This is a genomic window from Dyella acidisoli (assembly GCF_030160295.1).
Taxonomy (GTDB): domain Bacteria; phylum Pseudomonadota; class Gammaproteobacteria; order Xanthomonadales; family Rhodanobacteraceae; genus Dyella_B; species Dyella_B acidisoli.
Genome location: NZ_BSOB01000020.1, coordinates 42084 through 57043 on the forward strand (window position 1 = coordinate 42084; position 14960 = coordinate 57043).

The 14960-nt window shown below is 59.1% G+C and carries 16 protein-coding genes and 1 tRNA gene; 12 read left to right on the forward strand and 5 right to left on the reverse strand.

Translation table 11 applies throughout. The features are described 5' to 3' along the window. Positions 1–73 precede the first annotated feature (73 nt). Both QQJ86_RS12495 and sbcB read right to left on the reverse strand, forming a co-directional pair. Entirely contained in the window at positions 74–760 is a 687-nt protein-coding gene (locus tag QQJ86_RS12495) for a DUF2461 domain-containing protein (RefSeq protein ID WP_284321282.1), read from the reverse strand. Between the two features lie 252 nt (positions 761–1012). After that, positions 1013–2461 (reverse strand): exodeoxyribonuclease I, encoded by a 1449-nt coding sequence (sbcB, locus tag QQJ86_RS12500; RefSeq protein ID WP_284321283.1) that lies wholly within the window; start codon positions 2459–2461, stop codon positions 1013–1015. Positions 2462–2570: 109 nt separating this feature from the next. On the opposite strand from sbcB, the gene orn reads away from it, so the two are divergent. The 5 genes from orn to QQJ86_RS12525 all read left to right on the forward strand — a co-directional run bounded on the left by orn (position 2571) and on the right by QQJ86_RS12525 (position 8039). Continuing rightward, complete coding sequence (gene orn / locus QQJ86_RS12505) at positions 2571–3140, forward strand: oligoribonuclease (RefSeq protein ID WP_284321284.1); 570 nt, start codon at positions 2571–2573, stop codon at positions 3138–3140. Further along, positions 3137–4042: a dihydropteroate synthase gene (folP, locus tag QQJ86_RS12510; protein WP_284321285.1), complete on the forward strand. Its 906-nt coding sequence runs from the start codon at positions 3137–3139 to the stop codon at positions 4040–4042. Before orn ends, folP begins: the two co-directional genes overlap by 4 nt. A 327-nt stretch (positions 4043–4369) precedes the next feature. After that, a complete protein-coding gene (gene glmM / locus QQJ86_RS12515) occupies positions 4370–5731 on the forward strand; it encodes a phosphoglucosamine mutase (protein ID WP_284321286.1) in 1362 nt (453 codons plus the stop codon). Between the two features lie 160 nt (positions 5732–5891). Next, positions 5892–6851 (forward strand): isopenicillin N synthase family dioxygenase, encoded by a 960-nt coding sequence (locus QQJ86_RS12520; RefSeq protein WP_284321287.1) that lies wholly within the window; start codon positions 5892–5894, stop codon positions 6849–6851. Positions 6852–7322: 471 nt separating this feature from the next. Next, complete coding sequence (locus QQJ86_RS12525) at positions 7323–8039, forward strand: VIT1/CCC1 transporter family protein (protein WP_284321288.1); 717 nt, start codon at positions 7323–7325, stop codon at positions 8037–8039. Between the two features lie 163 nt (positions 8040–8202). Here the strand turns inward: QQJ86_RS12525 and QQJ86_RS12530 are convergent, their stop codons facing one another. Continuing rightward, complete coding sequence (locus QQJ86_RS12530; protein ID WP_284321289.1) at positions 8203–9018, reverse strand: SDR family NAD(P)-dependent oxidoreductase; 816 nt, start codon at positions 9016–9018, stop codon at positions 8203–8205. 107 nt (positions 9019–9125) lie between these two features. Here QQJ86_RS12530 and tpiA point away from each other — a divergent pair, with 107 nt between their 5' ends. The 5 genes from tpiA to QQJ86_RS12555 all read left to right on the forward strand — a co-directional run bounded on the left by tpiA (position 9126) and on the right by QQJ86_RS12555 (position 12591). Further along, positions 9126–9878 carry a triose-phosphate isomerase gene (gene tpiA, locus QQJ86_RS12535; protein WP_284321290.1) on the forward strand — a complete coding sequence of 251 codons (753 nt, stop codon included), beginning with the start codon at positions 9126–9128 and terminating at the stop codon, positions 9876–9878. Between the two features lie 27 nt (positions 9879–9905). Further along, complete coding sequence (secG, locus tag QQJ86_RS12540; protein ID WP_284321291.1) at positions 9906–10373, forward strand: preprotein translocase subunit SecG; 468 nt, start codon at positions 9906–9908, stop codon at positions 10371–10373. 13 nt (positions 10374–10386) lie between these two features. Beyond that, a tRNA-Leu gene (locus QQJ86_RS12545) sits at positions 10387–10471 on the forward strand. 341 nt (positions 10472–10812) lie between these two features. Next, positions 10813–11040: a Tsi2 family anti-toxin gene (locus QQJ86_RS12550; RefSeq protein ID WP_284321292.1), complete on the forward strand. Its 228-nt coding sequence runs from the start codon at positions 10813–10815 to the stop codon at positions 11038–11040. Positions 11041–11253: 213 nt separating this feature from the next. Continuing rightward, positions 11254–12591 carry a G protein-coupled receptor family protein gene (locus QQJ86_RS12555; RefSeq protein ID WP_284321293.1) on the forward strand — a complete coding sequence of 446 codons (1338 nt, stop codon included), beginning with the start codon at positions 11254–11256 and terminating at the stop codon, positions 12589–12591. Between the two features lie 50 nt (positions 12592–12641). Here the strand turns inward: QQJ86_RS12555 and QQJ86_RS12560 are convergent, their stop codons facing one another. Further along, on the reverse strand, positions 12642–13040 hold the full coding sequence (locus QQJ86_RS12560) for a hypothetical protein (RefSeq protein ID WP_284321294.1): 399 nt from the start codon (positions 13038–13040) through the stop codon (positions 12642–12644). 52 nt (positions 13041–13092) lie between these two features. Continuing rightward, positions 13093–13575, reverse strand: a complete 483-nt coding sequence (locus tag QQJ86_RS12565; protein ID WP_284321295.1) for a cupin domain-containing protein — start codon at positions 13573–13575, stop codon at positions 13093–13095. A gap of 231 nt (positions 13576–13806) precedes the next feature. Between QQJ86_RS12565 and QQJ86_RS12570 the strand changes: the two genes are divergently transcribed. Together QQJ86_RS12570 and QQJ86_RS12575 are read left to right on the forward strand one after the other, a co-directional pair. Continuing rightward, the gene (locus QQJ86_RS12570) at positions 13807–14247 is read left to right on the forward strand and encodes a hypothetical protein (RefSeq protein ID WP_284321296.1); all 441 of its coding nucleotides are present in this window, start codon (positions 13807–13809) and stop codon (positions 14245–14247) included. Between the two features lie 30 nt (positions 14248–14277). Then, positions 14278–14769 (forward strand): hypothetical protein, encoded by a 492-nt coding sequence (locus tag QQJ86_RS12575; RefSeq protein WP_284321297.1) that lies wholly within the window; start codon positions 14278–14280, stop codon positions 14767–14769. Positions 14770–14960: the final 191 nt, after the last annotated feature.

Genomic DNA, 14960 nt, shown 5'->3' on the forward strand with positions numbered 1-14960 from the left:
TTTGTGCATTAGGGCAAAATGGATTCCCGCTTTCGCGGGAATGACGGCAGCGTAAGGAAATCGTGGAGCTAGCTCAAAACTCCAACTCCTGCGCCGCACACAAATAATCAATCATCGGCGCCAGCCGCTTGTAACTGGCCACCATAAACGGCAACAACTCCGCCGAGCACGCCAGCGCCTCATCGAACTGCTCACCCGCAGCAAAGTCCTTGCGCTTGAGATCCTCGATCAACTCATGCTCTGGATCGAATCCACGCGGCGGGCGCGTCAGTGATTCGCCCCAAAACGTGAAGTGCTCCTGGAATGCCTTGCTATGCACCGCGCGCTTCCACGCAGCCGGGTTGTCGGCAAGAAAAGCGCGCAGGCGCTTCAAGGCGTCCGGTTCCGGATGCCACATGCCGCCGCCGATAAAACAATCGCCCGGCTGGATGTGCAGATAGAACGAAGGTGCTGGAATTTCATGTCGACGCTCATGGAAAAAGCGCGCGCTGGCCCAGGGCTTGTACGGTTCCTTGTCGTTCGAGAACCGTGTATCGCGATAAATGCGGAACAGCGAGCCGCCCATCTTGCGTGGGTCGGCGCGAAAATGCGCGCTGATCTTCGCCAGCGGCGCCTGCATGTCGCTGATCAGTTCCAGGAACGGATCACGTACGTCGCGCTCGTATTCCGCTTTGTGCTTCTGAAACCATTCGCGGTTGTTGTTGCGGGCCAGGCTTTTTAGAAAACGGAATGTCGCGGGCGAAAAATAAGCACGTGGCATGACGGTTTAATTCTCGAGTAGGTTGGGGTGCGAACCCCAACAATGGTGACATAGATAACGATGTTGGGTTTCTCACCCCAACCTGTGGAACTCTTACGTGAAGCAGAAATGGAGTGGGTGGGGTGAAGAAGCTTTGCCTCGATGTTTAATAGTTCGTCGCCCCGGCGAAGGCCGGGGCCTAGTGACTTATCGATCGCCAAAGTCGCTGGGCCCCGGCCTTCGCCGGGGCGACGAATCGGTAGCAGGGGGCATCTACGCGACCGGCACACCCGCCTCGACCGCAAGTTGTTCACCCCAAGCTTGTAATTGATCCAGTAGCAAGCCCTTATCGCGTCCCAACGGATCATTGCGAAGCAACGCCAGCTTGGCGAAATAATCGGGCAGTGTAAGCGTGGTGAGCGGAGTAGGCCGCGTCAGCCGCTGAATACGGAAGGTTTCCCAGCGTTCACGCTCCTCCGGCGCCAGCGTTCCCGGCCAATTGCGCGCACGATAGCGAAACAGCAACTCCGGATAACGTGCATCGCGAAAATCGAATTTGCGCGAGCCTAGCTGCTCAGGTGGCGTGGCGCGCACCTCACGCAGCAAACGCTTATCCGAATCTGGTAAAAAGCCGCCATACAACGCCAACTCCGGATCTTCCGGCGGCGGCAGTTCGGCGACCTGCTGGAAGATGCGGCGCAACTTGTCACCTAAGCCCTCCGCAGCGCGCAAGGTATCGGCGTGCGCAAGGCAGCGGTCCAGATCCAATTGCAGTCGTTGCAGATCCACGCCTTTCAGTACGGACAACGGCGCCAGCGCAGGTGAGCGATTCGCATGCACGGTGCGCAACGGAATGCGCTCAACACCTTCAGGCAGATCGGCGCGCGCGGTAAACATGCGATCGACAATGTCATCGACCTCCAGCGCCAATAGATCGCGAGGATCTTGGGCGAGGTCGTAGACGATGATTTCCCCCGACCTCGCGGGATGCACCGCCAGCGGCACGATGATCGCCAGGCAACAGCGGCTGGCGGGATAGCGCGACGATACGTGCACCAGCGGCGTCATGGCGTTGACGTCAAGCAGCTCGAACACGCGCTGCTTGCGACGCAATGCGTAATGCCAATCCCACAGCCGTGGCTGACGCACGCGAATCAGGCGAGCCAGATCGATCAGCGCCTCCACGTCCGAAAGCGCATCGTGCGCGCGCGCCTGATGCAGATGATTGGCCGTGGCCAAGTGCTCCAGCTTGAAGCTCGGCGTGCCGTCCTCGTGCGTCGGCCACACGATGCCTTCGGGGCGCAGCGCCGCGCACATGCGCACCAGGTCGATCAGATCCCAGCGCGAGTTGCCGTTCTCCCACTCGCGCGCATACGGCTCGAAGAAATTCCGGTACAGCAGCTGGCGTGTGAATTCGTCGTCAAAGCGCAGAGAGTTGTAGCCCACGCCGCAGGTGCCTGGTGCGGCGAGTTGCTCGTGCACACGCGCGGCGAAATCGGCCTCGATCAAGCCCTCGCGTTCGGCCTGCTGCGGGGTGATGCCGGTGATCAGGCAGGACTCCGGGCTGGGCGGCATGTCACGCGGTGGCTTGGCGAAGAACATCACCGGCTCATCGACGATCTCCAGCTCCAGGTTGGTGCGGATGCCGGCGAACTGAATCGGCCGGTCCCGACGCGTATCGGTGCCGAAGGTTTCGTAGTCATGCCAGAGGAGGGTATGCATGGGCGGATTCTACGGGAACCGTCCATCATCAATCGTCAAAGCAGGGCCCTGCATACTTGTGGGTGACCGCTCTTGCGCCCCCAGCTAAACTCCCCATTCAGGAGGGCGCATGAGCCAAGCGAACGAAGACAACCTCATCTGGATCGACCTGGAAATGACCGGTCTGGATACCGATAACGATTCGATTCTCGAAATCGCCACCATCGTCACCAATAAAGACCTGACCATTCTGGCCGAAGGCCCCGTTTTCGCGATCCGCCACAGCTTGGATCGGCTGGAAACGATGGACACCTGGAATCGCAACCAGCACCGCCGTTCCGGTCTGTGGGATCAGGTTGTGGCTTCCGGCACCACGCATGCAGCGGCGGAGCAGGCCACGCTGGAGTTCCTCAAGCAGTGGGCGCTGCCGGGCAAGTCGCCCATGTGCGGCAATTCCATCTGCCAGGATCGTCGCTTCATGCATAGACAGATGCCGCAGTTGGAGCGCTTTTTCCATTACCGCAATCTCGACGTTTCCACCTTGAAGGAACTCGCACGCCGTTGGGCGCCGACCATCGGCCGCGGTTTCTCCAAGGAATCCGCACATACCGCGCTGTCGGATATCCGTGATTCCATCGACGAGTTGCGCTATTACCGCCAGTTCATGGGCGCGCTGGGTGGCGTGGAGCAAAGCGCATGATCAACGAGATGTTCGCCACCGTGCTCGATTGCAACGGCCGTCCGTTGACACTCGATCGTCCGCGCGTGGTGGGCATCATCAACGTCACGCCCGATTCCTTCTCCGACGGCGGCCAGTTCGCCAACCTGCATGATGCCGTGGCGCATGGTCAGCGCCTGGCGGAAGAGGGTGCGGACATGCTTGACGTCGGCGGCGAATCCACCCGCCCTGGCGCCGCGGATGTTTCGGTAGAAGAAGAACTGCAGCGCGTCATTCCTGTTATCGAGCAACTCGTGGCACGCACGTCGCTGCCGATTGCCGTGGACACCTCCAAGCCGGAAGTGATGCGCGCGGCGGTGGCTGCCGGCGCCGGCATGATCAACGATGTATACGCCCTGCGCCGCGAAGGCGCGATGGACGCTGCAGCCGAACTGCGCGTGCCGATCTGCCTGATGCACATGCAGGGCGAGCCACGCAGCATGCAGGACGAGCCGCATTACGACGACGTCGTGGGCGAAGTGCATCGCTTTCTTATGGACCGATTGTTCTCCTGCGAAATGGCCGGCATCGATCGGCGCAAGGTCATGGTCGATCCCGGCTTCGGCTTCGGCAAAACCTTGGAGCACAACCTGGCTTTGCTACGCAAACTTGAGCGTTTTGCGGACCTGGGCAGCGGTGTTTACGTTGGGCTCTCGCGCAAATCCATGATCGGTACGCTCACCGACCGCAAGGAACCGGCCGATCGTGCTGCAGGTTCGGTGGCTGCTGCACTGATCGCCGTGCAGCGCGGTGCACGTATGGTACGTGTACATGATGTGGCATCTACGGTGGATGCACTGAAGGTTTGGCATGCGGTGCAAGCCGGCGATACGCCGGAGCGGCGTGACAAACCGAAAGTGCCGAGCTGGCCGGATGATGAGTAATCGCGCGATCAGCTCCCTCTCCCCTTAGGGGAGAGCATTTTTTCTTTTCCCTTTCCCCAAGGGGAAAGGGGTGGAGTGAGGGAGCAACCTCGCCAAGTCTTTCATCAAGACACAAAAGGCAAAGCCAGCAATTCACGCGTACGTTTGGGTTTCCCGCAAGCCCGGCCCCTCACCCTAGCCCTCTCCCCGAAGGGGAGAGGGGATAAAGGCGTGGCGCATACCCCCTAAATTGCAGCTAAAGGCACAGGCCCCAAGCGGTGTAGCATTCACGCCCAACCGACGCCCTTGTCCCTATTTCGTAATCCCTGTTCTCCAAAGACTGAATCCATGAATCAACGTAGATATTTTGGCACCGACGGTATCCGCGGCCGGGTGGGCGAATGGCCCATCAGCGCGGATTTTGTGCTGCGCCTGGGGCGCGCACTTGGCGTCGTGCTTGGCCGGCATCGGAAAAAATCGTCGGGCCGCCCGCTGGTACTGATCGGCAAGGACACCCGTGCCTCGGGCTACATGTTCGAATCCGCACTGGAAGCCGGCCTGACCGCGGCGGGTGCGGACGTTCGCCTGTTCGGCCCCATGCCCACGCCGGCAGTGGCCTATCTCACCCGCAGCCTGCGTGCAGAAGCGGGCATCGTGATCAGCGCCTCGCACAATCCGCATTACGACAACGGCATCAAGTTCTTCTCTACCGATGGCGAAAAACTTTCCGACGAAATCGAAGCAGAGATCGAGCAGGAAGTGGAAGCGCCGTTCACCACAGTGGATTCGCACCACCTTGGCAAAGTGGTGCGCGTTACCGATGCAGTGACACGCTACGCCGAATTCTGCAAATCCACCGTGCCGGAGGATTTCAGTCTGGCCGGCGTGAAGATCGTGCTCGATTGCGCGCACGGCGCCACCTATCAAGTTGCGCCGAAAGTGTTCGCGGAGCTTGGGGCGGATGTGCAAGTGATCGGCGACAAGCCCGATGGCTTCAACATCAACCGTGACGTCGGTTCCACTCACCCGCAGATGCTGCAGAAGGCGGTGCTGGAACAACATGCCGACATCGGTTTCGCCTTCGACGGCGACGGTGACCGCGTGCAGGTGGTAGATCGCAACGGTGTAATCGGCGACGGCGACGACATGCTGTATGTGCTCGCGCGCTGCTGGCATGCACGCGGCCTGCTGAAAGGCCCGGTGGTCGGCACGCTGATGAGCAATTACGGCTTGCAGAAAGCGCTTGCAGGCTTGGGCGTGGAACTGATCCGCGCCAACGTGGGCGATCGCTTCGTGTTGCAGAAACTGAAGGAGCACGGCGGCGTGCTGGGCGGCGAAACCTCCGGTCACTTGCTGTGCCTCGATCGCGCTACCACCGGCGATGGCATCGTCGCTGCGCTGGCCTTGCTCGAAGCGCTGAAATTCCTCGGCGAGGACATGGCCGACGCGCGTAAGGGTCTGACCAAGATGCCGCAGATCATGATCAATGTGCGCGCTGTCGGCGCACGCGAAGCGCTGAATACCGACGCAGTACGCAAAGCCCTGGCCGATACCGAGCAAGCGCTGCTGGGGCGAGGCCGCGTCGTGTTGCGCGCTTCCGGTACCGAGCCGCTGGTACGCGTCACGGTGGAGGCCGCGGATGAAGCGGAGGTGCGGCAGATGGCCGAACACCTCGCAGACGTCGTAAAATCTGCCACCGAACGCTCGTGAACCAGTAGCGCCGGCATTCGGCCCGGCGTTACAAACAGATGTCCAGGTCGCCATGGAGTGGAGCCTGTCTTGTGTTGCCTAGACAGACTCCTAAGGCCCGACGTGCACCGCCCCTGCGGTGGCGGAACACATAGACCGCACGCCTATTCAAGGACACATCATGGATACATCTGCCAGCACGCTAACCAAGAAGGTTCCCACCCTCGACATCCGCCGCTACGACACCGATCGCGCGGCGTTCGTTGCCGAACTCGGCGCGGCCTATCGCGAATTCGGCTTCTGTTGCATCAGTGGTCACGGTATTGCGCCGCCATTGATCGACGGTGCCTACGACGCGTTTCAGCGGTTCTTCGCGCTACCTCCCGAAACCAAGATGAAATACCACGTGCCCGGCACCGGCGGCGCGCGTGGCTATACGCCATTCAAGATCGAAACGGCCAAGGACAGCCGCTATCCAGATCTGAAGGAGTTCTGGCACATCGGCCGCGAAATCGACCGCAATTCGCGCTTCGCCGATCTCATGCCGCCGAACTTGTGGCCGGCCGAAGTGCCTGGCTTCCGCGAGTACGCTTACGAGCTCTATCAAGCGCTTGATTTGCTGGGCAGTCGCGTGTTGCGCGCGCTGGCGCTGCATATCGATCTGCCGGAAGACTATTTCGAAGACAAGATCGACCAGGGCAACTCCATCCTGCGCCCGATTCATTACCCGCCGATCACTGAAGAAAATGTGCCGAACGTGCGTGCGGGCGCGCATGAAGACATCAACTTCATCACCTTGCTGGTGGGCGCAAGCGCCGAAGGCCTGGAAGTGCTCACGCGCGAAGGCGAGTGGCTGCCCATTACCACCGAAGGCGATGCCATCGTGGTGAACATCGGCGACATGCTGCAGCGCCTGACCAACCATGTGTATCCCTCCACCACGCATCGCGTGGTGAATCCGCCGAACGCGAATGCACGCAAGCCGCGTTATTCCGTGCCGTACTTCCTGCATCCGAATCCGGACGTGGTGCTCGATCCACTGCCGCAGTGCATTACGCCGGACAATCCGCGGCGTTACGACACATCGATCTCTTCGCATGAGTACCTCATGCAGCGCTTGCGTGAGATCAAGTTGATCTAAGTAACGCGGGTTCTACACCCACGCGATGAGCTGCTCCCTCTCCCCTCCGGGGAGAGGGTCGGGGTGAGGGGCTAACCTCGCGAGAAGGTTGGATAGCCACCTCAGGGTCGTCATTCCCGCTTTCGTGCTCTGCTCCGGGAACGCTTGCAGTGCGTGCCCCTCTCCCTTCGGGAGAGGGGTTGGGGTGAGGGTACGATCAGCGCGCAATGGCAAAACTTGCGGGAGAAATGGGCATCGCGCTTCGCCCGAACCCTCACCCGCCTCTCGGCACCCCCGATCGAGTCGGGGGCAGGCTCCTCTCCCGGAGGGAGAGGGATTCACTTAGTGAGTTTTTCGAGTTGCCGCATCAAACAGAAGCTAGAACGCCCATTCGGTACGTCACGCGTTGCAAAGGCCAATACGTGTACTTCTCATTGCGCTGCTCCAGCAAACAACCGGCTAAAGTTTCCAAGCCATTCCGGAGCCCTTCGCATGTCCGCTTCACACCGCCACCCGCATAAAGAGCGCCACTTCGCCGCGTCCGACACCGTCCGCGATGTCGTGCTCGGCATGGCCGATGGCCTCACCGTGCCGTTCGCACTCGCCGCTGGCCTTTCAGCTGCCAACGTCGCCAGCCGCGTCGTCGTCGTAGCAGGTGTCGCGGAAATCGCCGCGGGCGCGATCGCCATGGGCCTCGGCGGCTATCTCGCCGCACGCGGCGATATCGATCACTACCATTCCGAACGCAGTAGAGAATTTCGCGAAATCCGCGAACTGCAGCGCGAGGAAGAGCGAGAGATCGTAGATATCTTCAAGACCTACGGCCTGGACCGCGCCGCCTGCGAACCGATTCTCACGCACTTCCGCAAAGACCACGAAGCCTGGGTCGATTTCATGATGCGCTTCGAGCTAGGTCTGGAAACGCCAGACCCACGCCGGGCGTTGCGCAGTGCCGTCACCATTGGCGGCGCTTACATCGTTGGCGGTCTCGTGCCATTGGCCCCGTATATGCTGATTGCACAGATGAAGCCCGCGCTGCTGATATCTATTATCTGCACAGGCATCGCGTTGGCGTTGTTTGGTGCGGCGAAGAGCCATTTTACGGGCGTAAGCGTGTGGCGAAGCGCGCTGCAAACGGTGTTGATCGGCGGTCTCGCCTCTGCAACAGCATTTCTGCTCGCACACTGGATTGGTGGCGGTTCTCCATAACGCTTGCGCAATCCACTCCATCTCCTACGTGTAGTAGGGGAGGGTCGGGGTGGGGTGAAGTACCCTCGCGACAACGCCTGCCATCACCTCACCGTCATTCCGGCCTCCGCCGCGGCGCTTTACAACAGCGAAGCTGGTCAATGACGACAAGGCAAGCGAAAGATCACTCCGCCGAATCCTGCGCCCGATACCGCTTCGACTGCTTCGCCGACATCCTCAACGCCATCCGATCCGGCATCAGCTTGAACAAACTCTTGACCGTGCGATTGAACCGACCAGTCACATGCACGGCTTCACCACGTTCCACCGCTTCAATACCTTCCTGCACCACCACGTCCGCACGCTGCCACATAAAGCCCGGCATCTTGCTAACTAACGAGCGCGTGCCCGTCACATCGTGAAACTCGGAGAACGTGAACCCAGGGCAGAGCGCACAAACATTCACCCCCGTGTCCAAATTCTCCAGCGCCAGCGACTGCGAAAACTTGATCATGTACGCCTTGCTCGCCGCATACAGCGTATGCCCAGCCGAGCCCGGCACATGGCCTGCCAACGACGCCACATTCACGATGCGCCCATAACCGCGCTTGCGCATGCCGCCAACCAATCGCCATGCCAGCTCCGTTGGCGCCGTTACCAACACACGTAGAAAATCCGCATGCACCGGCCAATCGCTCTGATCGAATCGGCCAGGCACGCCGTAACCGGCATTGTTGATCAGCCAATCCACCTGCAATCCACGCTCATCCAACGTGGCACAAAGCTGCTCCACCGCATGCGGATCAGCCAGGTCGTTCGTCAGCACGGTTGTGTTGATGCCATGTTGACTACGCAACTCGGTCGCTAACGCATCCAGGCGATCAGTGCGCCGCGCCGTCAGCACGACATCATGTCCGCGTGCTGCAAGTGCACGAGCAAAGGCGGCGCCAATACCTGCAGAAGCACCGGTGATCAGGCTGAGCGGGCGAGCTTTCGTCATACAAATGTCCCTAGATCGATATAAATGAAAAACCCTTCAGCACGCGCGTTGCCGTGCCTGTGAGCGATGGTTAAGCTTGCCAGCTTTCATTTGTAACGGATGCGGACATGCGTAAAAAACTTGTCGCCGGTAACTGGAAAATGCACGGCAGCCGTTCGATGGCGGAAGGCTTAGTGGAAGACATCATCAAGGCCGCACCGCTCAACGATATCGACGTGCTGGTGCTTCCGCCGTATCCCTACCTTGCGCCGCTCACCGACAAATACGGCACGTCCGGTGTTGGCTTCGGCGCGCAGGATGTGAGCGAGCATCAAGGGCAGGGCGCCTTCACCGGCGAAGTGTCAGCCACGATGGTCGCAGACCTGGGTTGCCGTTGGGCGCTGGTCGGTCATTCCGAGCGGCGCCATCACCATACCGAAAGCAACGAGAAGGTCGCGCGCAAATTTGCTGCGGCACTCGCCGCTGGGCTCACCCCTGTTCTGTGCGTGGGCGAGACCCTGCATCAGCGCGAAGCCGGGGAGACCATCGAGGTGATCCAGCAGCAGTTGCACGCCGTCTTGTCGCTCAACGGCATCGGCTGTTTCGACACGGCCGTGATCTCCTACGAACCGGTCTGGGCCATCGGCACTGGCAAAACCGCCACCCCCGAGCAGGCCCAGGAAGTGCACGCGTTCATCCGTAGCCAATTGGCGCGGGAGGATGCTATGATCGCCCGTCTAACCCGACTGCTTTACGGCGGCAGCGTCAAGGCGGCGAATGCAGCAGAGCTTTTTGCGCAGCCGGACGTGGATGGGGGGTTGATCGGAGGCGCCTCGCTCTTGGCACCCGAATTCCTCACCATCTGCAACGCAGCCCGTTAAGCGACACCGAACCCTACGCGAGATCCCATGTTCGTCATCTTCAGCGTGTTCTACATCCTGATCGCTGCAGCGATGATCGTGCTGATCCTCATGCAGCGCGGCGCAGGTGCCGATGCCGGTTCCGGCTTTGGTGCCGGCGCATCGGCCACCGTGTTCGGTGCCCGTGGCTCGGCCAACTTCCTGTCGCGTTCCACTGCCGTACTCGCCGCGCTGTTCTTCGCGCTCAGCCTCGGCATGGGCATCTACCTGAAGGCAAACGGCAGCACGATTCGCCAGCAGCAGCAAAATAACGATCTCGGCGTGATGGCAGGTCTTGGCAACAAGCCCGCTAACCCGCAAAATGCGCAGCCCGTCGCCCCGGCCAAGCCGCAGGCAGCGGTGCCGGCCCCGGCCGGCAACGGTGAAGTACCCGCGGCCCAGCCGGCCCCGGTCAAGGCACAGCAGGGCGAAGTCCCCGCACCCACGGCCCCGGCAGCAGCAACGAGCAAGAAGTAAAAATCGAAAATTAGCCCAGGTGGCGGAATTGGTAGACGCACTACCTTGAGGTGGTAGCGACGCAAGTCGTGGGGGTTCGAGTCCCCCCTTGGGCACCAATCGAAGGCTACGGAAATCCTGATCCAGGATTCGGTAGCGAAAAGAAAGAACCCGCCAGCTGGCGGGTTTTTTTATGTCTGAGAGTGGGCTCGAAAACCCACGGGTGACTCTGGCCAATTCGCTGCTTCTCGCTACGCTAGCAAAGCTCTTGGAAAAGGATATTCATATGGAAATCGACAACTCCTGGTTGCCGACGCTGCTTTGTACGTTGAATGACGGTATCAAATACACGTATGAGGAAGGATGCCATGAAGGGTGCTTTGGGGAATTTTGCTCGAAGCGTCGTGGCGCGATCGGTGGAGTTATCTCGTCGTGGCATTAAGGCGTAAAGGGCATCGATATGGCTGAGATTGATGGTGTAACGCTCCGAATGGCTATCCGTGCAGTGCACGCGGTGATCAATGATCTCGCCAAGCAGTTGGAAGCGGATAACAGCCCGGAAGCCGGGGAGCTTGAGCTTCGTTTGGTCAAATACGAAAAAGCTTTGGGGAAGCTCAAGGTTGGTTATGAGGAGGAGCAAAAACACTCCACTAATCTTCCGCCCTTTGCGGAGCTTATTAAGGAGTGAGCAAAATTAGCTGGCTATTATTTTCATTTTCCGCACGAGAGAGGGAAGGAACGTTCTACGCGTTTTAGACGATATGGACTAGGCGGCAAAGTTCGAACATTTCTGTTGATTGAGTTGCACTGGGTAGCCAAGCCCATTAGAACAAGCGATCCTAGCTAGCAGCTCTTAAGCCGAAAGATATCCCCAGTCCCATGGCTTTTCCGGAGTACCCCGATGCGACACGCAGGATGGCTGACTTGTCTTGTCACGCTTGCCGCACTTGTCGGCTTGAATAGCGTTGCATTGGCCGACACTCCTACCACTGCCACCGTCCGCCTCGGCCATGCTGCCGTTGCCTTGAACGGCCCCTGGCGATTTTCCACGGGAGACGACCTTCGCTGGGCCGCTCCGGACTTCGACGATAGTCATTGGGAAACCGTCGACCTGACACCCGCGCCGGGCGCGCACGATAGCGACGTCGGATTGCCGGGTTACGTTTCAGGATGGAGCCTGCGTGGTCATCCTGGCTACATCGGCTATGCCTGGTATCGGTTGCGCGTCACCGTCGAAAGCGACGGCGACGCACCGCTTGTGCTGGCCGGACCTACGGATGTCGATTCGACCTATCAGCTCTATGTCGATGGCAAGCTGTTGGGCGCATCAGGCGTTTTTGCCGGTAAGACGCCCACCGTATACAGCGTGCAGCCAACTGTTTTTGCATTGCCGGGATCGTCGGCAACGACTCGCTCTTATCTGATCGCCCTGCGCGTATGGATGGATCCGCTTGATGCCGGTGACGATAGTGGCGGCATCCATATCGCGCCGACGCTGGGCACGAAGGATGGCATCGATCTGCTACATCAGGCGCAATGGCTGCAGACCTTCAAAGGCTATGTGGTCGATGCCATTGAACCCGCGGCTTTCGTGTTGCTGGCCATCTTGGCATGCGGATTGGCCGCCTGTCGCACGCGCGATGCTTATCGTTGGCTCATTACGGCCCTTCTGCTTACGGCATGGCTGCGTGCCAATCAGGTGATTTTCTTCTGGACGCATGCCGAAAGCTTGCGAGCCTACGACATCGTCACCGCTGTGCTTCTGGTACCTCTGGCGCTAGCTGCCTGGGTGATGGCCTGGCGAGACTGGTTTGGATGGAAGCCTTCGTGGTTGCCGCGCGTCCTGCTGATAGTGACATTGATCTACATGCTGGCCGCCTTGATCGATCGACCATGGTTCGCTCCAGACGCCAGTCTCGCATTCAAGGCGATCAGCCATTTCCTAGTATCCGGCTTACGCCTGATCTTCGCGGCGCTTTATCTATGGATCATTGGTTATGGCGTCATGCGAAAGCCGAGATGGCCTGCGTGGTTGGCGCTGGCTGCTGCATGCTTGATCGGGATCGGCCTGTTCGCAGCAGAACTCACGCGTGTCGGTGTGCCAGGTATCTGGTTTCCCTACGGAACCGGCGTATCGCGCACGCAATACGCCTACGCTGGCTTCATCGTGCTGCTGTTCGCGTTGCTGTTGCTGCGCATGGTCGATAGTTCACGAGGGGCGCGTAGGCTGGGATATTAATCCCAGCAGCTCTTCGGAAAACGTGTTCTGATCCCTTTGTTACGTCAGCACTATTTGCTGTTTTGGAGGATGAAGGACTCAAGCTGTGTGATCAGGGTATCGAAGTCCAATGTGTGCTGATCGAGATGCTGTATCTCATCTTCCATCGGAGCTAGTTCATGCGCTAGGTTTGCGCGATTGAATGATCTTGAGAACCGTTGGATAGAGCGCAGAAAGGAAGCAAAACCGCTACGCCCCCTGACCATCATTCCTTGGGTGCGCACGATCCTCGTGTATGTCGAGCGGCGTCCCTTCTGTTGAATCATTAACTCCTTCTTGCGTAATGCCAACGCTTTCTTCATGACCTTCAATTCTTTGATGGCTTGCTTGGCCTCTGCCACACTCTTGACGTTGAGCTTGACTTTGCTTCCATCGAAATGAAGTACCGAACTGCCCGTATACGAGTCCATGATGTGCTCCCCTTTGTCGGTCCGATGCGCGGTAACTACCTCGCGCCGATTATTACTTCGGGGTTCCTTCCGGAGCTGGCACTAGAACATCGTCATCCTTGCTCCAAGCCGGCGTAGTGATGGCGTAGAACTTCAGCGTCTCTCCCTTGCTGGCCCTGATCGAGCGGACCACTGCGGGCGGAATAAGAATGTAATCCCCGGGACCTACGGGGTGCGCAGTGTTGCCTGTCCAAACCTCGCCATGCCCCTCCAAGATAAAGAAGGATTCCTCGCCGACCTTGTTATGGCTCCATGCGCTGGCATGACCAGGGTCGAGTTCGAATAGTGCAACGCTGCCGAGCGTAGATTTCGCACCTGCAGGCGCCGAGCGCCCCGTAAGCTCTTTCAGTCGTACACCCTCTGAAACCTGCACGAAGGGCAATTTGTCCGGGGAAATCACGTTGGCTGCATCGCCAGCCAGAGCGTTATCTGAAGCACTCATGCCAAACGCTGCAAAGAGCCCAAAGAGGGCATATGAAAAGAACCCTTTTTTCATAAGGTATCTATCCCTATCGACCTGGAACGGTATGCGAGCATAGCGAAATAGACGGCCAGATGTAGTCTGTTACGACGCTGCGAGTTTCCAAAAAGCGAGAATCGGTTCGTGAGTGGGCTTGCCCCTAAACACCGGATAATTTTTAATAGCGCATGCCGGCCCGTCCGGTCACCGGAGCCGCCTTCGCGGCGCAGCGTCAAGCAAGGGATATCCATGTTCAGGAGGAGCAGCATGTTCAAGTGGTTTGGCGTGGCCGCAATGGCCGCCCTGTTGGTACCGCTGGGTGCTTCAGCGCAATCGGCGCCGTCGTATTTCAAATTGTCGAGCAAACCGGATTTCGCTAAATACCGGCCCGCGCTGGTGGATTATCTGCACAGCCAGCATTACCGCAAGGCCAGCCGTTTCTGCCTGTTCGGCACCAAAGACGATAGCGGGGTCACCGCCACGGTGATCTGGCTGGATGGACAGCAGATCATCGATTGGGGCGGCAATGATTCGGCGCTGGCCGACTCCACGTCTATCGTGCATCTGAAGACCGACGTGGTGCCAACTGAGAGCGATCTGCACGGCAGCACCTATCTGGTTACCCGCAAGTGGGTGAAGGACCAGCAAGCCATCTGCAAACAGAACGGCGAGACAGTGCAGATCAGCGCGGCAGATCTCAAGCAATAAACCAGGAACCTTCTTCAAAGGAATTGAATCGTGATTACGTTACCCGACCCGATGAGCGTCGCGGGCATTAAGGCACGCCTGTTTCTATGCGAATGCCCGGCGCCCAGCGACCACAGCTACACTCCCGACAGCGCAGCCGAGGCGATCAACCTGATGGATGTGGTGATTCGCAACCGCGTGTTGAATCCGCGCCCGTTCATGGCTACCGGCCCTTCCGTGCTGGCGGTGGTGCAGGCACGCGGGCAGTTTGCCGGTTTTGGCGGTTACCCCAACATCAGCCCGAGCCTGGTCACGCATGTCCAGGACATTCTCAATATCGCCAACAACGAGCGTGACCAGCGCTCGGCCAATTACAAGGACTTCGTCAGCAAAGTGCTGACTGTGGCCAATGCCAGCAGCAATACCGACCCTTCGCCTGGCAAGCTGGTAGCTTGGCGCACGCATAACCATTCGTCACCGGGTGCGGGTTTTGTGCTGTTCAAGACGGTGTTGAAGAACGACTTTTATTACAAGGCCAGCTGATACTTCGCGCTCCGGCTGGTCAGATAAGGGGGAATCCCTTATTTGGGAACAGACTCTGATCCCATATGTTTTGCTGAGCAATGCAGCGCAGGCAGACACCTGCCACGCTGAGATTTATTTCCAATCGCAAATAGCGACAACCCCTGATTTCGGGGATACCCGCGCCTTCACTATCGAATTAGCGTGACGCT